The sequence below is a fragment of the Bacillus sp. FSL K6-6540 genome, assembly GCF_038007545.1.
The window spans coordinates 4225059-4246052 of the sequence record NZ_JBBOXH010000001.1; the positions used below are offsets into that span (position 1 = coordinate 4225059).

Below are 20994 nucleotides of genomic sequence, written 5' to 3' on the forward strand. Positions count from 1 at the left end.
CGCATAATATAAGGCTTAATGCATCTGTGGGATCTCAGGCACACAGCAGCCCACTTGCCCTCACATGATGCTCTGACACCCTAGGGACAATGGCTGGCCCTTTCCATCTATCTCAATAAACCTGCTGCCATTCCTGGTACTACCCATGCCAACGATTCAGCATCGCTCAGTGCTCAGAATTTGGACCATATCAATTCTCCGCTAACGGCATCTATAAATTCCAAAAGATACTCTGAAACGGTTACTCCTGCTTTTGCTCGTCTCTTGTGCACGGGATCATAGATTAACCGGTAGTGGGCCGTGCCGTCATCACCATCCATATACCACCTGAGCGACACATCCAGCTGTTCCGCATATCGTGCGAGCGCCGAAGCCGCAGAAACCGCGGCCTTAAACCCGCAAGCCTCAAGCTCACGGATTTTCTCATGAGACACACTACGGTACAGAAGCACTTCTCCCGTCATCGTGCTTACGCAAATATTTACACGCTCCAGCCGTACCCGGTATTGATCCATATACAGCGGCAAGTGGAAGAATTCCCGATCTCGCTTCTCTGCTTCGCCCTCATCTCCCTCTTGTTCACTGTCCGTTACCCCGTCTTCCAAATCCCATTTCACTTCCAACCGCAAATACTTGGCGTATGACGGAAAAAATCTCTGCAAGAACAGCTCTGCTCGTTCCCAGCATTGCTCGCGAGTGAGCACCGTCTCTCCGTCGGAGCTTTCCGGTTTATAATGGTACGCCTCTAAGCTGCCTGTGGCCTTATCTATATGTATCATGTAAGCTGCCTGAAGATTGCGAAGCGTTTTTCCCCACCGCCGTTCAAAATATCGGTCCACCGATAACGGATCGGTCGCCGATTGATCCGCTTCATCCTCGTTCATATCGCTTTTGTCAAAGTACAATAAAATCAGGTTTTGATCGTCCCCCCTAGGCTTATCCAGAACATACCGCTCCGTATCAATGCCCAGCTGGGCCTCCCAGAACGGAATTAAATCTGAATTTTCATCTGAGCTTGAATGTTCGGTTCCGGTCCTTGATGGGAGAACAGGCTTAACGGTATAGACGTTATCTAAATTACCGGGATCCGCAGGCGTGATTGGAACAGTCGGCGGCAGCAAATCATGCTGCAGGTTATGTAAGGGTTCACCCGTAACGGCATCGATCTTACGACGCCCCTGAATAGGTTCATAAACCAGCCGATGCTGATCCTCCTCCCCCTCCATGTCATATATAGAGGGATACAGTGTGGTTATGATGGGCTGCATCTCCATATCCTGAAGGATCCTTTGCTTCGCAGCCTCCGCACTAACGAGCCTGTCCGGCCAAACCGGCAGCTCCATTCCCGGGAATTCTTCCGCCTTGTAAAGCACGATATTGAAATCGGCGTCAAGGCGGATCTCACAACCGGAGCGCGGCAGCGGCAATCCGCCGACCTCGGCCCTAAACTCAATCTCAACATAGTTTCGTTTGATCTCTGATCGAATCCAGGTAAGCGCTGCATAATTCGGATGATGCCGGATCATGAACGCTTTAGCTATGTCCGCTGCCTGCTCCGTCGTGCTTCCTGCTTCTACCGCGCTTCCCCGTATCGTGTCATCACGCTCTTGATCGATTTGAAGCCTCATCAGCTGACCGGTCTCCAGGCTTAATGAAACCTCAATTCGGCTGTTCTCGGAATGAGGGTCCTCCCAAATAAACGTTCTCTCTTTTTCATCGAACCCCTTAGGGGTGTTATCCTCCATGACAAGTTCATAATGCTCAGGTATGAAGGTGATCGTTCCTGCAGCTGCCCGGAGCGCCTGGATATCCATGGTCATATCCCGCTTCGCCTCCTTCTCCTTCTCTATTAGAAAGCTCTATTTTATGATATAAAGTATATAATTATATACGGCTTACTTCTACCAAGCTGACAATTTACGAAAGATGCGGTGATCGAATGAGTAACCCGACATATGGCCTGGACGTTAACCAGTATCTTGACCGTATTGGATATACGGGCCCGATTGTGAACAGCGCTTATATGCTCGCCAGACTGCAGGAGCAGCATGTGCATACCGTCCCCTATGAAAATCTCGATATCCTTGACCGAATTCCGCTTTCCCTGGATATTCCCCATCTCTACGATAAAATCGTCACCCGCCATCGCGGCGGCTACTGCTTCGAGCTCAATGCGTTGTTTGGCTGGCTGCTGCAGGAACTGGGCTTTAAGGTCACTCATTACTTCGGTCGCTTCTGGCGGGATGAGAACGATATGCCTGCTAAGCGGCGGCACCATATCCTGCAGGTGGATATCGAAGACCAGCGATATATTGCCGACGTCGGAGTGGGAGGCGCCGGACCTCGCCACCCCTTGGAGCTGGTAGATGGCCTGGAACAAACCCAGGGGAACGAAACCTACCGGCTGGTTCAGACCGAGGCTTATGGCTGGATGCTCGAGGAGTGGAAAAAAGATGCCTGGGATCCGGTCTTCTCTTTTACGGAAGAACCTAATCTACCGAAAGATTTCATCACCACCTCCTTCTGGTGCGAGCATGCCCCCGATTCGCCGTTTAATAAAACGGCCCGGGTATCCATACGTACCGCTGAAGGCAGAAACACCGTGGATGACGACGAGTTCAGAATCTACAAGTCCGGCGGCGTCCACACCTTTAAACCGGGAAATCCACAGGAATATGCCGAAGCGCTTCATACTTATTTCGGTATCCCTATCGATAAATAACAATAAACCGGGCTTCCCCCTAGCAGGGAGCCCGGTTTTTACGATTAATATTCAATTTTGCGCTCCGCAGAGCTCCACGCTTGGAATGGCAGCAAATAATCCGCTGTCCGAACCTGCTTCATGGGGATGGAACGCTGATCCATCGGCATGGCGATTTCATCGTATATGAAATGATCATCAAACCCGATCTCGGCCGCATCCTGCTTCGTGCTTGCATAATAAACGGCATCGGGCCTTGACCAGTAGATAGCCCCCAGGCACATCGGACAGGGTTCGCAGCTGGTATAGATCGTGCAACCTTTCAATTGAAAATCCTCTAAATGCAGGCAGGCTTCCCGTATGGCTTGCACCTCGGCATGAGCGGTAGGGTCGTTCAGCGCAGTAACCAAATTACGGCCCCTGCCGATCACTTGGCCATCCTTAACCACAATCGCCCCAAACGGACCTCCTTCCACATGTTGAACGTTTCGATGGGCTTCTGCAATCGCCTGATGCATCCAGTACTCATGATTATGATCGCTCATTATGTACAGCTCCCTTCCCATGTTCATCCCGATCCCGGTGTGCGTAATCAAACCATCCTCATCGACCGGGCGGCTAACTCTCATCATAGCATATCTTCTTTCGATCTCCTTCATTTTCCAATCTTTTCGCTAAAATGGATTGACGAACCGTATACAAACGTATACAATCACGAGTATTGGTATACAAACGTATACATTTGATGTTGAAGGAGGTTGGTTACATGCGGCAAGAGGAACCACATATGCCGGGCCAGAGCCGGTCGGAGCATCGCGACCGGGACAGCCACCGGCAAGGCGGACGCCACGGAAGACGGCGCGAGGAAGGGCATGGCGGCAGGGAAGGCGGGAAGATGGCGCAAACGTTCCGCCGGGGACGTGCGCTCTCTTTTCTGGACAACCTGGTTGTGAAACGGGAGACCCTGAAGAAACAGGTCAATGATCCGGACCTGCAAGCCATTCGGGACGTGGTCAGCGGAGAGCTGAAAGCGGTGGACCAGATCATTCAGGAGTACATTCAGGCTTTTGAATTGTATGATACGAGGCAGTCTCAGGACGGCCAGCAATAATGGCCCAGGCCATTCATAAACCAATAACCATGACAGAGGTAGGACTTGGAGCGTGATGATTTTTGATTAGAAAGTTTTTTTCATACTATCGGCCCTATAAGGGACTGTTTGTACTGGATTTTACGTGCGCCGTCATTGCGGGACTGCTGGAGCTTGCTTTCCCGCTTGCCGTCAGCAAATTCATCGACGAGCTGCTGCCCAGCCAGGATTGGCCGCTTATCCTGATTGCCTGCATCGTCCTGCTGTCCATCTATGCGCTGAATACCGCGCTGCAGTATATCGTGACGTACTGGGGACATATGCTCGGCATCAACATCGAGACGGACATGCGGGAGAAAATGTTCTCCCACATTCAGAAGTTGTCCTTCCGCTTCTTTGATAACAACAAAACCGGCCACCTGATGGGCCGTATCACGAACGATCTTAACGACGTCGGCGAAGTGGCCCACCATGGCCCGGAAGACGTGTTCATCGCCGTCATGACGCTGCTCGGTTCCTTCTCCTTGATGGCCTACATCAACCTGGAGCTTGCGCTGCTGACCTTTATCATCGTGCCGCTGATGGCATGGCTGATCATTAAGTTCGGCGGCAGAATGACCACGACTTATCGTCAATTGTTCCGAAACGTGGGCAATTTCAATGCCCGCATCGAAGACAATGTCGGCGGCATCCGCGTGGTTCAATCGTTTGCGAACGAAGAGCATGAGAATAAGCTGTTTCAGGAAGAGAACAAGCAGTTCCGCGCCACCAAGCTGCTGGCTTATAAAACGATGGCAAAAAGCACGTCCGTCAGCTATATGCTGATGCGTTTGATCACGGTCTTCGTGATGATCTGCGGCGCATGGTTCTTCATTCAAGGCAAAATCGAGATGGGAGAATTCATGGCATTCCTGCTGCTCTCCAACATCTTCTTCCGTCCGATCGAGAAGATCAACGCGGTCATTGAGAGTTATCCCAAAGGCATTGCCGGCTTTAAACGCTACCTGGAAATCATGGACACCGAGCCGGAGATCGCCGATGTGCCTGATGCCGTATCCCTTTCATCGGTACGGGGAGATATCCGCTTCGAAGGCGTAACCTTCGGGTACGAGCCTTCCCGAACGATACTGAATAACATTTCCCTTGCGATTCGTGCCGGAGAAACGGTTGCATTCGTAGGGCCGTCCGGTGCCGGAAAGACCACGATCTGCAGCCTTCTCCCCCGTTTCTATGACGTGGATCAGGGTGCGATCACGGTGGACGGGATCGACATCCGGAATATCAAATTGCAAAACCTGCGCAAGCATATCGGTATCGTGCAGCAGGATGTGTTCCTGTTCTCCGGCACGATCCGGGACAATATCGCTTACGGCGACTTGAATGCAACCGACCATCAAATCTGGGAAGCCGCACGGCGCGCTTCGCTGGATGAACTGATCCGAAGCCTGCCGGACGGCATGGAGACGGTCATCGGGGAACGCGGGGTTAAGCTGTCCGGCGGCCAGAAGCAGCGTCTGTCCATTGCGAGAATGTTCCTGAAGAATCCGCCGATCTTGATTCTGGACGAAGCCACCTCGGCACTGGACACGGAGACGGAAGCGCAAATCCAGAAGTCCCTGGCCGAGCTGTCCGTCGGCAGAACAACGCTAGTGATCGCTCACCGACTGACCACCATTCAGAGCGCGGACCGAATTATCGTCGTCAATTCGGAAGGCATTGCCGAGCAGGGTACGCATCAGGAATTGATTCACTCCGGCGGTGCGTACAGCAGGCTTCACCAAGTTAACTAATGAAACCGATGAATGATTTGGTTGTAGATGGAGATTCCACATGCAAGAATTAAACATCCCGCATTAATACTTAAAAGGATGGCTCCCGGCGACAGGGAGCCATCCTTTTTTTGCCGCACACCTATAAGAAGCATCCTGCTGATTTTGAGCAATCAGAAAAGTGTTGAGAGGATCCTTGCAAATTGTCCATGGATAAGAAAGTTGTCGCAGGGAAACATTAATGGCGTACTACAAAGACCATCGTTACAGGAGGGCTATATGTTTTATATCTACAGTGTCGGTTTGCTCTTCGGCGGACTGTCAATCATCAATTTGGTCTTCTCGTACCAAACCAAGCATATCCAGCATCTGTTCTGGCCTACCCTGCAGTTTCAGTTATGGATGCTTCCGCTCTTTGTCATTGCCAATATGTGCATCGGGTACGGGATCCGCTTTGGTTACAAAGCCACCGATCAGCTGGGGTACACGTTGATCTTCTCCAAATGTCTGGAGATCCTGATATCGTTGGGCGTGGCTTACTTGTTCCTGAAGGAGGTTCCCACCTGGAAAAACTGGGCGGGGATCGGCATTATTGCGCTCGGGATATTTCTGGTGAAGCAGAAATGAGCGCCTCTGGCGCACGGATGCCTGTTTTGCCTAAATTCATTCTTCGCCAACATCCTTCGGACATCGGTACCATGGTTATCGCTGTCTCTTCCCCATCCAGCCTTGTTCGAAGGCATAGCGGGTCAACTGTACCCGATTTTCCAAATGCAGCTTTTGCAGAATGTTCTTCAAATGGTTCTTGACCGTATTTTCGGAAATGCAAAGATCGCTCGAAATATCGCGGTTGGACAATCCCTCGGCGACGAGTCCCAGAATTTCCTTTTCCCGCGCCGTTAAGGGACTTTTGCTCGGGTCCGGCTTGTCGTATTGCGAAAATTCTTTCAGGATGCGGAACGCGAGTTCCCTGCTCACCGGTGCTTCGTCCACCGCAATGGCTTTCAGGTACTCGTGCCATGATTCGGGATTCAAGTTCTTTAACAAATACCCCTGGGCTCCACGCTTCAGGGCATCGAACAAATGGGCGATGTCGTCGGATACCGTGACCATAACGATCTTAACGTAAGGGAATTTGTCCTTCACCCGCTTGGTCGCTTCCAAGCCGCCCATGCCGGGCATCTGGATATCCATCAGGATGATATCGGGCATCCATATTTCGGTCAGTTCCAGCGCATCCTCACCGCTTTGCCCTTCGGCCACGACCTCAAAGGTCGGATCGCTGCTCAAAATGGTGCGAATTCCTTCTCTTGCCAGATCGCTGTCATCGATGATTAACACGCGAAAAGGTTGATTGTTCATGCCGTGCTCTCCTTCCGGATGTTGATAATCGTCTGGTCGTGCTGCCTTTCCATCTGGAACTTCCAGCCCATGGCCTCGGCCCGATCCTTCATGATTTTGATTCCATATCGGTTGCTGCCGAGCGGCTTGTCCAGATCAAAGCCTTTTCCATCGTCGGTGACAGTGCAATGCCAGCCCGAATCCGTTGTATTCGCGGTAATCTTGACGTGTTTTGCCTCGGCGTGCTTATGGATATTCAATAAGGATTCCCTGATCGAAGCCAGCAGCTCCACCTTTTCTTTGGCTGACAGCATGGCGTCCGGAATTCCCCACTTGATGTCGAAATGCAGGTCCGTCTCCTGCTTGATTTCCTCGATCAGGCTGCTCATGCTGTGCATCCACGGAATGGCTTGCGGATCTGCCGGGTAGCGGAGATTCGCAATAGCCTCTCTTACGTAGGTGTTGGTACGATGAACGCTTTCCTTGATTTCCTGATACGGAATGTCTCCCGTACGGCCTGACTTCTCGATTCGGTCGATCTGGGCGTTCAGCAGGAACAAGGACTGGGCAATTCCGTCATGGAGCTCCCGGCCGATCTTCTCCCGTTCATGCATGGCTGCTTGCAGTGCCCTCGATCGGTTCAACTCCTCTTGATTCCGTTCAATCAACGAAAATAACTGGGTAAGAAACAGTATGGAAACCAAAAAAACGATGACAGGTGCCAGCAGATTGCCAAGATCCATCGATATATAAGGCAGCAGGAACTCATGGCGAACATATTCCCATATGCCAATTGTCAAGGTTGGAATGATGAGTATCAACCATTTCATTTGTTTATAAGACATACCCTGCCTCCTATTTCAATATAAAAGTAATGTAATGACCCCGCCTTTCTTCCTACCATGTTACCATTGGTTATCCCTTCATTGTAACCAAAATCGTTCATGAGCGGAATGACTCAATAGAGCTACGAATAATCAACCGGATTCTCTCGTGCTGTAATAACCTATTTACAATTCAAGTGCTAATCGCTTATAAAGAGTAAAAGATATCCATTCATTCCATTTCCGATGAAGGGGGCTGCAGTTGGATGACGCAAAAAATTGCAGTGATCATTGTACACGGATTGGGAACACAAAAGAAAAGTTATGCGGATAAATTCATGAAAAACTTGAGGGACACCTTCTCAAGGACCTCCGGCATCCCGCATGAGCAGTTGGCCATGGAGGCCGTGCATTGGGCCGATGTTTTTGCGGCACGCGAGGATGAATTAATCGGCAGCAGCATTAAACCTTACCGTTTACGTTATCAGCACCTCCGGCAGTACGTAATCAACAATCTGGCGGATGCCGTGGCTTATCAGCCCGTGGAATCCGAAGATCAGAACTACGAGGCCATTCATCGGACGATCAGCGAGGCGCTGCACCGCCTTGCCCTGTCAGCCGGCCCCCGTGCTCCGTTATGCGTAATCTCCCATAGCTTGGGGTCCGTCATCGCCAGCAATTTTTTCTACGATCTGCAATTTTCCTCCCGCGGGCATCGTCTGGTCGTTAATCCCGAAGCACCGCTGGAGCGCGGAGAACTTCTGACCTTGTTCTATTCGCTCGGAACCACTTTGCCGCTGTGGAGCATGCGTTATCGTGACTTTGACAAGCCGATCGTGGTTCCTTCAGCTCAGCTGAAGCTCTATTATGAACATCTGCTGGGTGAATGGGTCAATTTCTATGATAAGGACGATATCCTTGCTTACCCCCTCAAAAGCATTAACGAAGAGTATGACCGCACGGTACGCCAAGACATATCCGTTAACGTGGGTAACTGGCTGACAAGCTGGAATCCGTTGTCGCACAGCGGATATTTCTACAGCAAACCGATTCTCGAATATATCGCTTCGCAATTGGAAGCGACCTGGCGAAGCATAAATCAGGTTAAATAAGCAATGCCGCAAAGACATAGGATCTTTGCGGCATTGCTTCATTATGATGATCCCATCGTAGAATGAACATAAGCACCTGTTCGAATGTTGATCGAAGATTGCAGCATGTTTTTCACTTTTTCAGCAAAAAAAGGTGCTGCTATATCAGATAATGGTTAGATTCATCACCCATTGCTCTCCGATCGGCCCCATTCTTCTTCTGCCTGTATCTTTGAAACCAACACTTGCATACAGCTGCTGAGCCGGAACATTCTTATGATTCACGACCAACACCACCTCATTGCAGGAAGGAAATTCTCTCCCAATAAATGCTGGCAGCGCAAGCATTCCTCGTTTGGCGTAACCTTTACGCTGCTGTCGATGATCAATGGAAAAAGCGGTCAGCAGCATCGCATGAGAATGACTTGTATACTCCTTGACGCGCTCCGTAGCGTGCAGGATAAAGAAACCTACAGGATGACCATCAGCTAAAATGACGATGGGGAACTGACCTTCCCCTAGGTTTATAACTTCTTTCGGATGAGAGGTGAATTGGACTTGGTCCTCCGGTAGCTCGAATTCTTTCAAGACGGGCAGATGTTCTGCCGTGCGGACAACAAGCTGAATTTGTTCTGCGATTGGCATAGGCCCTCACTCCTCTGTCTAAGGTGACGTTGATTTAATCAAGTCTTCTTTGCGTTGAACATTTGTTCCCGCCCCATTATCCTGTTTCTTCGCCGTACCATAGCTGTCGGAAGCTTTCGCTGGAAGCCAGCAGTTGCTCCGCCGTGCCCTCGGACTCAATCTCACCGCCGTTCAACACGATGATATGGTCAGCATGGTTAAGCGCGGCTTTCCGATGCGATACCACAAGACAAGTCGCACCTCCGCGCTCGCTGAACAGCCTCTCCCATAACTTGCGCTCCGTCTCAACATCCAATGCGCTGGATAAATCGTCGAATACGTAGAGTTCCGCATCCCGTACCAACATTCTTGCCGCGGCTGTCCGCTGTGCTTGACCGCCGGACAGCTTGACTCCGCGCGGACCCACCATCGTCTCCAGCCCATTTTGCAGATGTTTGATATCTTCTTCCATTACGGCCGCATGAAGCGCGCGTTCCAGACTGCCCGGCTGCTCGGATATCCCCAACAGAATGTTGTTTCGCAGTTTGTCGCTGTACAGCCTTGGGATCTGTGCAGTATAAGCACTTTGCGGCGGTATGAAGAAATCAGCCGGCTCCGTTACCCTTTCGCCGTTCCATCGGATTTCACCCTTTTCGGCTGGCAGCAAGCCCAGCAATGTGCGAACCAGCGTCGTTTTTCCGCTGCCTATCATCCCGGTTACGACCGTAAAGGTACCGCGCGCGAGTCTCAGATTGATATTCGAAATGCCCCGTCCGGTTTCGGGATACTGGTACGACAACCCTTGCGCTTCCAGCAGCGAGAGCGGAGGTGCCTCGATATATGCCGTTTCCATCCCGTCTTCGATCGGAGCGCCGGCAGCGTGATTGGATGCCCCATGCGCTTGCCCATATCCTGCGGCATGATGACCGGATTTCTCTTCATGGGTTCGCTTGCTCTTAACCTTGCCGATACCAATGTAATGGGCTGCGGTAAGCAGAGAAGCCGGTGCTCCTTGCAGCATGGATTTGATGCGCTGAAAGCTGACGCCCATCTGCTTGTAATACGTCATGAAATTGCCGACGTTCGATATAAGCTGGGTAACAAATGTTAAATAATATACAAAGAGGGACAAATCCCCGACGGTAAAATCGCCGTTTCGCATCTTAAGGCTTGCGAGCACGAGGATCAGTCCGGTACCGAGGTTAACGGAGTTCGTGAATACGGAGGACAAGGTTTCCGTCAGAAGTTTATCCTTCACCATGGATTGGCGCCGTTTCTCGCTCAGACTTACGAAACGCTCCACCACGCGTTTCTCCGCCCCTGCGACCTGGATCGCCTGCACGTTGGCAAACATTTCGCTAATCGCCCCGGTTACCTTGGCGGTCGATTCCCGGCTTGCCGCCCTGTATTTCTGGATGCGCGCGGTTGCGATCTGGGCTGCGGTCACCACCAGAATCAAAGGAACGAACACGAGAATCGTTAGCTGCAGATCGATGGATATGAGAATCCAGCTGGCGACAATGACGAAACCGACAAGCCCTAATGTATCTACTGACCAGCTCGTCGCTTCTTCGGCCTGATCCACGTCATCCCGGAAATTGCTGATGGCTTCTCCGGGCGAGCAAGGGATTGCTCGCGCGCCGGGCTCCTTCATGACATGCGACAGCATATTGCGGCGGAGCAAGGTGCTGATGCGGAAGCGGAAATGCACGTCTGTCATAAAGCCGCCGAAGATCAGCGCAATCCGTGCCAAGGCAGCGCCGATAAGCAGCACCGCAATCGCCCAAACGCCGTAAGGAAAAGAATAAGTGCCTTCCAAATCGTCGAAGAAGGCCTTGGTTAACAGTCCGGGAACCAGCGGTGCCATATGGATAAGGGACCACGCGAACAGGTTGATGAGGTACAACCCCGGGCGGTACATAATCAACCGCCAGAAAAAATGCCTAGTTTTCATGCCAGCACCTCCTCCATTCCAACGGCAAGCATGCGGCTGAACCGCGATTGCGGATCTAAGGCCAGCTCTTCCCTGCGGCCGCTTTCGAGCATTCTTCCGTTCTCCAGTATGAGAATCCGGTCGGCGCGCTGAACCGTAGCCAGACGATGGGCAATTATAATGCAGGTCTTCTCCTGCAGCAGACGCGAAATGGCTGCTTCGATCCGGTATTCCGTTAACGGATCAAGCCGGGAGGAAGCCTCATCAAGAATGACAAGACCCGGATCCGTCAAAAATACGCGTGCAAACGCCAGCAGCTGGGCCTCGCCCGCAGACAGGCTTCCGCCTCCAGAAGCCAGATTGGTATCCAGCCCTTCGGGAAGCGAGCGATACCAATCCCCTAGTCCAAGCTCTTCTAACACGGATATAATGCGGGTATCGGCTATGCCTTCATCAAACAAGGTCAGATTATCACGGACGGTTCCCTCAAGAATCTCAATATTCTGCGTGACCATGGCGACCTTCCGCCTTAGTTCATGGAGCTTGCAGTCCCGAATATCGGTTCCCGCCAGCTCGATGCTTCCCTCCTGTGGATCATAGAAGCGTAGCAGCAGGCGGGCGATCGTCGTTTTGCCGCTGCCTGTACGGCCGAGCAGCCCAAGAGTCTGGCCCGGCTCAAGGCGCAGCTGCAGATTTTCAAGCGTAGCCTGCCCGCCCTCTTCGTAAGCGAAGTTAAGGTTCCGGAATTCCACCGACAATGGGCCTGACGGAAGCGGCGCGCCAGGGCCGTCTTTGATCCGTGGCTCGGTTGCAAGCAGGTCGCGGACCCGCATCAAGCTGGCATCCGCTTTTTGCAAATCCTCCAATTGGGTACGAATCTTTTCAATAGGCTTGGCCAGCAGCTCCGTATAATAAAACACGAGATAGATGGAGCCGATCGTCAAGCCGCCCTGTCCGTTCTTCCACAGTATGGCGCACACGATAAAAGCCGCTGCATTGCCAAGCGCAAACACCAATATCGTGGTGCTCCACATCAAGAAAAATCCGATGAACGCACGAACGCGAACCGGCAGCATCCGCCTGGCCATCTCATAAAATCGATTCATGACATATCCGGCCGCCCCGTTGGCACGCGTATCTTCGGTTCCTTCGAGGTGTTCGCCGATGAATCCGTAGAAATCCGCATTCAGCTCGCGCCACCGCTTCCAGACCGGTATCGCAAATCGCCGGATATGTTGAATGACGTAAATGCTGCCGACCACAAACACCGTCATGACAAGGCCGATCCAGAAGTTCTCCCGATACAGCAATGCCAGGATCCCGATCATGAGGATCAGATTGCCGAACAGATGGATAATGAAACTGGAGAAGAAATTGGCGAGCGCATTCACATCGCCATCCACCCGTTCAATTAGAGATCCGGAGGTTTGGGTTTTGTGAAAGCTCATATCCAGCGACAGGCAGTGCTCCGCCAACTCGGCACGAAGCTTGTTGGTGGTCGTCCAGCCCAGGTTCTCGCTATAATAAGCAGCCGCTATGGAAACGCCTTGTTGAAGCAATGAAAAGAGAATAAAAAATCCTGCCGCATAATAAAGGGAGGACAGGCTTCCCTCTCCTTGAGCCGTATCGATGAAATACCGGATGATCTGCGGATTGATCAATTGGAGTCCAATGGAAAATAACAGCAGCACCGTCAGGGCTGCCAGAAGCTTCTTATGCGGGAATACGTACCTGACGAGCATCTCCCGATACATGCCAATCCCCGTGGTCCTTCGCTTGCTGTTTAACGTGTGATCGCTTTGCATTTCGTTTATAATCCCTCCGCTTCGGTTAACCCTATTGATAATAATAAGCTCCATGGTAAGATATGACAAGAACGTGGGTTCCCGTTTTTGAAATAAATTACTAGGAATCGTTATGGGACGCACCAGCACCAAGAAAAACCTGAGCCCTAGCTTCTGGATCACGCCAAGAAGACCAGCCCCTCGGCATGGGAGCTGGTCTTCTAACAGATTACGTATAGGTATCAAGATTTCTTATGTCTCTGCAACTATTTTCAAGAATTGATTGATCATTTCAGGGGTTATTTCCTGCTTCTCAGGCATGGTTGTTACGGCTGCGTTCTTGTCGACAGATTGAATGGCTACGTTGGATCTGACTCCATTCGAAGCGATACCGGTTCGGGCTTGACCATCATGAACGTTATCATGGTTGGCTAACATCATCATCAAAAAAGCACTTCCCAATCCGATCGACCACATACTCATTTTGTTTTTCTTGTTCATTTGCGTTGCTCCTTCCATCACTTGTAGTGACATACTTAGTATAAACTCCGAACCTTAGTGAGAGATGAAAGCAAACTAAAATCCAGTTAAGCAAGTGATGATAGGATCAATTTCAAGATAGTCCGTCTTTGGGCTGGATGCATAACATTGTTTTTTCACAGACTCGCACGAATCGTTCGTCTAACAAGAATAATAAAGTGATGCCGATAACGTTTATTTCCAAACCTGATCAAGCTTATCAGAATAAAAAGCAATGGCTCGCTGATAGCTCCTGGTCCCCTCGTCATTACTGGTTTCGCTTATTTCTCTAAGCAGCAGTTCCATCGCCTTGTCATACTGTCGCAAATTGTACAAGGTCATCGCGTAGAATACCCTGAACTCCCGCGCCCCGGGGTATTCCCGCAGTCCCTGCTCGAATATCTCCTTGGATTTGCCGTACATCCCCAATGTGCGGTATGTGCTTCCAAGTCCAAGCAAGGCGCCGCACCGTTCGGGATCCTTCAGCCCTAAAGAGATCGCCTTCTCGTAATAAGGAACCGCTTCGCTCTCAAGGCCCATCATATCATGCACCCAGGCCAGCTGATAATGGATATCCGGACAATCTTGAGATTGGGGCAGCAGCTCAAGGAGAATTGTTTTCGCTTCCTCCGGTTTGCCTTCGGCGCGAAGTTCAATGGCTTGTTGTATCGTTGTCATGGGGCACATCCCTCTGGAGTTTTATCCGCGTTTCCTACCTTATCTTACCAGACGCCATCCGCACTGGTCAAAATGCAACACCCACCTCATCTTATAAATAACCTAAAGATGAGGCGGGTGTCACAAGCTGCTAAGTTTTATGCTTTGTTCTCAACGTTCAAAGCTGGCTTTTCCTCAGCCGCCATATGGGCTTTGCCCGGCCAGAACGCCCACTTGCCCAACAGCGTTGTGATCGCGGGTACCAGGAAAGGTCTCACGATGAACGTATCCAGCATAACCCCGATGGCCGTGATGATCCCAAACTGTACCAACACTTGAATCGGAAGCGTGGCAAGTACGGCAAAGGTTCCTGCCAGGATCAATCCGGCTGAGGTGATCACCGAGCTGGTCTCTCCAACGCCTTCTTTGATCGCTTGCTTCAGCGGCATTTGCTTCCGCTTTTGCCATATGCTCGAGATCATGAAGATGTTGTAATCCTCGCCTAACGCAACCAGGAACACGAACGAATACAACGGAATCGCTCCCTGAATGGCTTCGGCTCCCAGGCCGTAATGAATGATGATCCAGCCAAGCCCGAGGGCCGAGAAGTAAGACAAAATGACGGTTGCAATCAGATAAACGGTAGCTACAACGGATCTCAAATACACCAATAAGAGCAGCGTAATCAAACCGATAACGACGGGGATGATCAATTTGGCATCATGCTCGCCAGCGATCTCGGTGTCGTACTGGGTAGCCGTTTGACCGGAGATCCACACGGCTTCGGCCGGATTGCCGACACCTGCCTTCTCCAGTGAAGCCTCCGCGATCTCCCGAAGATCCGGAATGTGCTGCATTGCTTCCATGGAGTAAGGATTCATGGACAGCTCGATTTCATAACCGATGATACCGTTATTCTCGGCCCCATTCTGCGGCTCGGATACGCGATCCACGTAATCCAGCGCTTTCAGCCGCTCCTCGAGGTCCAAAGCTTGCCCCCCGCTGTCCACCATCACGCGAACCGGCGCAAGCTCTCCTTCCGAGAACTGCTCGCCGATGACGGCGAATCCTTCACGCGAAGGTACATCCTCAGGGAAAGAGGATAAGAGATCGTAAGTGAACTTGATTTGGGACGAGAACGTCGCGAGTCCACCCAGTAATACCAATGCTGCCAAAACGACGGTCCAAGGCTTCGTTGTCACCAAGCGGCCGATCCGGCTCTCCTTCTCCTTGTGAGCGGCAGGAACCGGCTTTCCTTTTTTCCGGGCGCGTTCCGCTTGCATCTCCGGGGTTCTCGGAATGAAAGGATAGAACGAACCTCTGCCGAAAATAGCCAACAATGCGGGCACCAATGTCAGACTGGCTATAAACATGATGAGAATCGACAAACTGAAAGGCACGGCAAAACGTTGATATGCCCCGTACTGAGCCAGCAGCAGCGCGAACAGAGACAATACAACCGTGAAGCCGCTCATCGCAATAGCGCCTGATGAGCTGGTAATCGCCTGAAACAAGGCCTTGCGTTTATCGGGCTCGTGCCATAACAGCTGGCGGAATCGCGAGATCAGGAACAAGCAATAATCCGTTCCGGCTCCAAAGAGCAGCACGGTCATAATGGCGATGGACTGGGAATCCACCGTGATCCAGCCTTGATCCGCCATGAACCCGAGAATCGGGCTTGTTACCATATACGCAAAGCCGACCGCAACCAAAGGAATGAGGGCCAGAATCGGCGAACGGTAAATCAACAGCAGCAATATCAGAACAAGAAGCACGGTTGCAATCATGAGCGATACGTCGGCATCCTCGAACAATCCGGTTGCATCAATAGAAATCCCCACCGGTCCCGTTACGCGAGCGCTGATTCCGTCTCCGCTCTGGACGGCAGCCTGAAACGGATTGCTGCCCAGCAATTGTTCCGACCGCTTCTCCAGCTCGGCCGTTCCTTCCTTAAGCTGGTCCGTCTCCTGACCTTCTTCAAAAAATACAGGCATCACCAGCGTGCTCCGATCCTCTGATAACTGGGCGCTTAAGGCTTGCGGAGGCAGCTGATGGAAAGGAACAACGAACGTCTGATACGGGAGCGGATCGGACTCAAGGCTTGCCGTCAATTCCTGCAGCTTGGTCAGATCCTCTTCGTTTAATCCGTTTTCTTTATGCCATACGACGAGAGCCGGCACGCCGCCGTTGCTCGGAAATTCCTTGTCGGCCATCGCTTCCGCTACGACGGACGGAACATCCTCCTTCAGATTGGCGGCATTGTTATCCTCTTTATCTCCAACAGCCGGCCATAGCAAATTCAACGCCAGCGCGATGAGTATCCATACACAGAGCGTGACCCATTTGCTTCGCTTTCCCGCCACCCATTTTCCGTAATTCGGTCCTGATCCGTGCATATGCAGATCCTCTCCATTCCTACGTAGTCTTTATACTTCATCATGATTCTTCCTTCGTAAACCTTGATATTTCAACTTTGCAAATTAATTATATATACCGGTAGGTTAATTTTCAATATTTATTTTGAAAATGCGCCCCTCATGTCTTACACTATACACAGGAGGTCATCATGACAAAAATACGTAACCCCCGAAATCCCGGACGTCCCAAAGCAGCTGCCGATCAGATTCCCATCCAGGAAACGATCCTCTGGACCGCCTCCAAGATGTTCATGGAGAATGGCTACGAGTCCGTATCGTTGCAGCAGATCGCGAAGGCTTGCCAAGTGACCAAGGCTTCCATCTATTATCATTTCACAAGTAAACCCGAGCTGTTTAAAATAGCCGTAACCACGATTCTAGATAAAGCTTATGCTTCTACACATCGCTTTTTGCAGGAAGCCGATACCCTAGAGACTGGATTGATCCGGGTAGCCGAAGCGAAGATTGCCAAGCCTCATGCCGAAATGGAGACCATGATGCGGGAAGCGGAGCCTTTCTTGTCTAAGGAGCAAATGGCCGCTATCCGTGAGGGGGAACAGCGGATTCATGAAGTCCTTGCCGATCAGATTCATCAAGCCATGCAATCCGGCGAACTTCGGGAAGGCAACGCCTTGCTAATGGCACAGGCTTTCTCGGCCATGCTGATGCTGGGCAATCGTGAAGACACCCGAAGCGGTTATGCCAGCGCCCGTGATATGGCAGTGGACATCGTTGATTTATTCCTGCATGGAGCTGTAAGACCTGCCAATGAAAATGTCGATGTGTAATTCCAAGCTCAGCATGATCGGGCAAATTTCTTGAAGAGAAGAGTTTCAACGATAACAACAAAAAAGAACGGAGGTCCGTTGATGACCTCCGTTCTTTTTGATGTCTGTTTAGATTTCATTCCAGAACGCAACGTCTTCCAGCGGCAATCTTACCGTCGGCCGGCCTGGAGCGGCTGCTTTCCCGATGGCGATCAGCATCACGCTGCGGTAATGGGAAGGAATATGGAACTCCTCCACAAACCGAACCTTGTTATATCCGCCCATCGGAACGGTATCGTATCCTCTGGCGCGAGCGCTCAGCATCAGCTGCATGGAGATCAGTCCGGCATCCACGTCCACGATGCTTTCCTTAATGGACGGATCCAGATTCGCATACATATTTTCGGCCGTATGAATGAAGCGCTGCTTCACCTCTTCGGTCATATAACCGGCTTCTTCAGACATGGAATAAATCTTCTCGCCCTTCTCATACCATTTCAGATCGCCCAATACGGCGATGACGGCCGATGCTTGAAGAACATGCTCCTGATTGTTGGCGATCGGATGCAGCTTCTTCAAAAGGTCCGCATCATCGATCACAAGAAAACGCCATGGCTGCAGGTTGCTTGAAGAAGGCGCGAGTGTAGCATCCTTCAAGATCGCTTCCATCTCTTCTCTTGGAATCTTCACCGATGGGTCGTATTGACGAACCGAGTGGCGTTCCTGAATCACCGTTTGAAAATCAGGTTTTGTTGTCGTTGTTGTAGACATGGTTATCCCTCCAAATTTATATTGTGCAATATTCTGCACAGTTTATATCGCGGCTTAACTGTGTTGTTTAATGCACAGTATAAAGCACACCTAAATTCTTTGTCAACCCAATTTAGAAGGGTTCATTGAGCGATGTCCGCAATCGTGCGCGACTCCAGTATTTTCAAGGTACTCTCCTCAATCTCGGACAAGATGCCGGCAAAGGACTCCTTGATTTCCTCGGCAAAACAATGCCCTGCTGCGGCGTCCAGCATGCTGTCGCTAATCGAGCTGTGAACCTGAAGAATCGAGTATACTTCAGCCAGCGAAATATCGCGGGCGTTCTTCCGCAGACGGTATCCTCCATCCCTTCCTTCACGCGATTCAATCAGATCGGCTTGGGCAAGTGTTTTCAGCACGCGCCGAATCAACGTCGACTCCGAGTGGAGATACGATGCGATATCGCCGCTAGAACACTTCCCGGAGTGACGCTCAAGGGTCACAAGCGCTTGCACGGCAATACTGAAGGTTTTATAGGTGGATGGGCAGGCCATTGTCGATTTTTTGGAGGCCGCTTCTTTGTTTACGCTCATGTTCCTACCCCCTTTTAAGAATAAAAAGCCTTGAATGGATACTCACCGGCAGAAGCGGATGTTCCCATACAGCTTTTCATTATTGTAACGTAAACCTGACACTCCTTCAAGAACATAAGGCCGCTGCTTAATGGCCCTCGTCCTCGACCAGCGCTTGCGACTCAAACAAATTCGCCTCCCGGTAATTCACGTCCATTCTAAGCTGGCTTGCCTGCGTCCGGTCTATATCGCCTTGCTCGAACATGCTCTGAATCTCGTTACGCTCGGATTGAATCGCTTTAAGTTCCAGTTCCATGCGTTCACTGCTCAGCTTCTGTTTTCTTCGGCTCCAAACGCGATCATTCTGGAGAAAATGCTCCATTGCACGATAATCCGCGATCACCGCTTGCAAGATTTCCTTCTTCTCCGCCGGCTTCACCGCTTGAATCTCGCCGATCGCCGCGCGAATGGCCTCGAGCTTCAACGCCTTATACTGGTCCCAATCCGGATGATCCGGAGACATCGGCACTTCTTTGGGCTCGTTGTTTGTCAGCAAGTGCTTCAAATTCTGCCATAATGTTCTCATTAACAGCTTGATTTTGTATCGGCTGGCAAGCAGCATCTCGACTCTGTCAAGCGAGGATAGGAACAGCTCGGCAGCTCGCGTTGAGGCTTTATGTTCCTTAAGCCATGCTTCGGCAACGCTTCGCTCCGCCGCCAGGCCGATTTTTCTAACTGCGATCGTGGCTTCCCAGAACTCCTTCATGTCGCTCTTATCCGTGATATGAGATTGCTGAAGCCGCTTGGTATACGCATAGATGAGCTGGACCGCCTCTTCCTTGTTCTCGTCGGTCATTTCTTCCCGCACGGTGCAAAGACCCGCCTGCAGCATTCGGATCCGTGCTTCTTTTCCATGATCGATCATCGTCGCCGAATCGGCATGTTTCTCCCGGGTCAACAGCGGGAGCAGGACACTCGCGATCACCAGGGTTAAGAGAATGACGCCCGCACAGATAAACAGCATCAAGCTTCGCTCCGGAAAAGGACGGTTGTCCGCAAGGGTCAGCGGAATGGAGAAGGCCGCGGCCAGCGTCAATGCTCCCCTAACGCCCGAAAGGGCCGTCAGCAGGGAAGATTTGAACTGACGGTTCGTTGAAACCCATACCCATGCGAATCGCAGCAATATCAGCACAGCCGTTATCAGAAATATGTAACCGACGACTTGTCCGTTATTATAGGCAGGGTCGCTCCATATTTGATTCACGACGCCCGGAATTTCATGCCCTAGCAGAATGAACACTAATCCGTTTAGCGTAAAAAGAATGACGGACCAGGTGCTGTCCGATACCACTCTGAGCTTGATGGACGCCGAGCGCATGCGATCCCTCTCCACTGCGTGGGTGACGCCCGCCGCAACGACGGCCAGAATCCCGGATACATGAAACTCCTCGGCTATGAGGTAAATGATGAACGGCGTCAGGATGATGATCAGCATATGAAGAGTGACGTCCTCCATACCGAGCCGGCGCAGCAGCATTCTGAACCAGATCACAAGAAACCCCAGCAATGCACCGATGATGATTCCTCCGACCGCAATAACCAAAAAACTGCCGATAGCCTTCGTCAGGGAGAAATAACCCGTCACCGTTGCTGCAATTGCAAAGTTGAATGCAACCAGACCGGATGCATCATTCATCAGCGCTTCGCCTTCAAGCAAATGCATGATTTTACCCGGCAGCTTCACTCTTCCCGACAAGGAGCCTACCGCTACCGCGTCCGTAGGCGACAGTATCGCTGCCAGGGCGAAGGCCGCCGATAACGGGATTGCCGGAATGAGCCAATGAATGAAAGGCCCCGCGATGAAGACCGTAGCAAATACGAGACCCAGCGCCAGCAGCAGGATGTATGATCTCAGCTTCCATAACTCGTCGCGCGGGGTCAGCTTTCCATCATTGAACAAGAGCGGCGCGATGAACAGAACCATGAACAATTCGGGATTCAGCGGCACATGATGAAAACCTTGGACATAGGCCACCCCGATTCCGAGGGCGATCTGGATCAGCGGGACCGGAATGAACGGCAGAAATCGATGGATCATATTGGATATCCCGATCAAAACCAGAAAAATAAGGACCATTAAAAATATTTCCACCCT

The 20994-nt window shown here is 51.3% G+C and carries 19 protein-coding genes; 6 read left to right on the top strand and 13 right to left on the bottom strand.

Annotated features, from left to right (window positions below; translation table 11 throughout):
- Positions 1-173: 173 nt before the first annotated feature.
- Positions 174-1820: a DUF4901 domain-containing protein gene (locus tag MHH82_RS18510; RefSeq protein ID WP_036660852.1), complete on the bottom strand. Its 1647-nt coding sequence runs from the start codon at positions 1818-1820 to the stop codon at positions 174-176.
- 119 nt (positions 1821-1939) lie between these two features.
- Between MHH82_RS18510 and MHH82_RS18515 the strand changes: the two genes are divergently transcribed.
- Complete coding sequence (locus MHH82_RS18515; protein WP_036660853.1) at positions 1940-2722, top strand: arylamine N-acetyltransferase family protein; 783 nt, start codon at positions 1940-1942, stop codon at positions 2720-2722.
- Positions 2723-2766: 44 nt separating this feature from the next.
- Here MHH82_RS18515 and MHH82_RS18520 read toward each other — a convergent pair whose 3' ends face one another.
- Positions 2767-3246, bottom strand: a complete 480-nt coding sequence (locus MHH82_RS18520) for a nucleoside deaminase (protein ID WP_015735860.1) — start codon at positions 3244-3246, stop codon at positions 2767-2769.
- Between the two features lie 221 nt (positions 3247-3467).
- Between MHH82_RS18520 and MHH82_RS18525 the strand changes: the two genes are divergently transcribed.
- From MHH82_RS18525 to MHH82_RS18535, 3 genes are all read left to right on the top strand, one after another.
- The gene (locus MHH82_RS18525) at positions 3468-3812 is read left to right on the top strand and encodes a hypothetical protein (RefSeq protein WP_051425307.1); all 345 of its coding nucleotides are present in this window, start codon (positions 3468-3470) and stop codon (positions 3810-3812) included.
- Positions 3813-3874: 62 nt separating this feature from the next.
- Positions 3875-5581, top strand: coding sequence for an ABC transporter ATP-binding protein (locus tag MHH82_RS18530; protein ID WP_340967259.1), 1707 nt, complete (start codon positions 3875-3877; stop codon positions 5579-5581).
- Between the two features lie 258 nt (positions 5582-5839).
- The gene (locus tag MHH82_RS18535) at positions 5840-6187 is read left to right on the top strand and encodes a hypothetical protein (RefSeq protein WP_015735863.1); all 348 of its coding nucleotides are present in this window, start codon (positions 5840-5842) and stop codon (positions 6185-6187) included.
- A gap of 75 nt (positions 6188-6262) precedes the next feature.
- Here MHH82_RS18535 and MHH82_RS18540 read toward each other — a convergent pair whose 3' ends face one another.
- Together MHH82_RS18540 and MHH82_RS18545 are read right to left on the bottom strand one after the other, a co-directional pair.
- Positions 6263-6922 carry a response regulator gene (locus tag MHH82_RS18540; protein WP_009593355.1) on the bottom strand — a complete coding sequence of 220 codons (660 nt, stop codon included), beginning with the start codon at positions 6920-6922 and terminating at the stop codon, positions 6263-6265.
- Complete coding sequence (locus MHH82_RS18545; RefSeq protein ID WP_015735864.1) at positions 6919-7746, bottom strand: sensor histidine kinase; 828 nt, start codon at positions 7744-7746, stop codon at positions 6919-6921. The genes MHH82_RS18540 and MHH82_RS18545 overlap by 4 nt, the downstream gene beginning before the upstream one ends.
- Before the next feature lie 245 nt (positions 7747-7991).
- On the opposite strand from MHH82_RS18545, the gene MHH82_RS18550 reads away from it, so the two are divergent.
- Positions 7992-8837 (top strand): chemotaxis protein, encoded by an 846-nt coding sequence (locus tag MHH82_RS18550; protein ID WP_145038061.1) that lies wholly within the window; start codon positions 7992-7994, stop codon positions 8835-8837.
- A gap of 144 nt (positions 8838-8981) precedes the next feature.
- Here the strand turns inward: MHH82_RS18550 and MHH82_RS18555 are convergent, their stop codons facing one another.
- The 6 genes from MHH82_RS18555 to MHH82_RS18580 form a co-directional block, all read right to left on the bottom strand.
- Positions 8982-9461, bottom strand: a complete 480-nt coding sequence (locus MHH82_RS18555; protein WP_340967265.1) for a GNAT family N-acetyltransferase — start codon at positions 9459-9461, stop codon at positions 8982-8984.
- A gap of 76 nt (positions 9462-9537) precedes the next feature.
- On the bottom strand, positions 9538-11394 hold the full coding sequence (locus MHH82_RS18560) for an ABC transporter ATP-binding protein (RefSeq protein ID WP_340967267.1): 1857 nt from the start codon (positions 11392-11394) through the stop codon (positions 9538-9540).
- On the bottom strand, positions 11391-13178 hold the full coding sequence (locus MHH82_RS18565; protein ID WP_340967270.1) for an ABC transporter ATP-binding protein: 1788 nt from the start codon (positions 13176-13178) through the stop codon (positions 11391-11393). Before MHH82_RS18565 ends, MHH82_RS18560 begins: the two co-directional genes overlap by 4 nt.
- 231 nt (positions 13179-13409) lie before the next feature.
- Entirely contained in the window at positions 13410-13658 is a 249-nt protein-coding gene (locus MHH82_RS18570; RefSeq protein ID WP_036660860.1) for a hypothetical protein, read from the bottom strand.
- Between the two features lie 213 nt (positions 13659-13871).
- A complete protein-coding gene (locus tag MHH82_RS18575) occupies positions 13872-14354 on the bottom strand; it encodes a tetratricopeptide repeat protein (protein ID WP_145038054.1) in 483 nt (160 codons plus the stop codon).
- A gap of 137 nt (positions 14355-14491) precedes the next feature.
- Positions 14492-16729, bottom strand: a complete 2238-nt coding sequence (locus MHH82_RS18580; protein WP_340967273.1) for an MMPL family transporter — start codon at positions 16727-16729, stop codon at positions 14492-14494.
- A gap of 170 nt (positions 16730-16899) precedes the next feature.
- Here MHH82_RS18580 and MHH82_RS18585 point away from each other — a divergent pair, with 170 nt between their 5' ends.
- A complete protein-coding gene (locus tag MHH82_RS18585; RefSeq protein ID WP_340967275.1) occupies positions 16900-17538 on the top strand; it encodes a TetR/AcrR family transcriptional regulator in 639 nt (212 codons plus the stop codon).
- Between the two features lie 108 nt (positions 17539-17646).
- On the opposite strand, the gene MHH82_RS18590 is transcribed toward MHH82_RS18585, so the two are convergent.
- From MHH82_RS18590 to MHH82_RS18600, 3 genes are all read right to left on the bottom strand, one after another.
- Positions 17647-18288, bottom strand: coding sequence for a nitroreductase family protein (locus tag MHH82_RS18590; protein ID WP_015735873.1), 642 nt, complete (start codon positions 18286-18288; stop codon positions 17647-17649).
- 122 nt (positions 18289-18410) lie between these two features.
- Positions 18411-18860, bottom strand: coding sequence for an RrF2 family transcriptional regulator (locus tag MHH82_RS18595; protein ID WP_015735874.1), 450 nt, complete (start codon positions 18858-18860; stop codon positions 18411-18413).
- Between the two features lie 127 nt (positions 18861-18987).
- Positions 18988-20991: a Na+/H+ antiporter gene (locus MHH82_RS18600; RefSeq protein ID WP_340967276.1), complete on the bottom strand. Its 2004-nt coding sequence runs from the start codon at positions 20989-20991 to the stop codon at positions 18988-18990.
- Between the last annotated feature and the right edge of the window lie 3 nt (positions 20992-20994).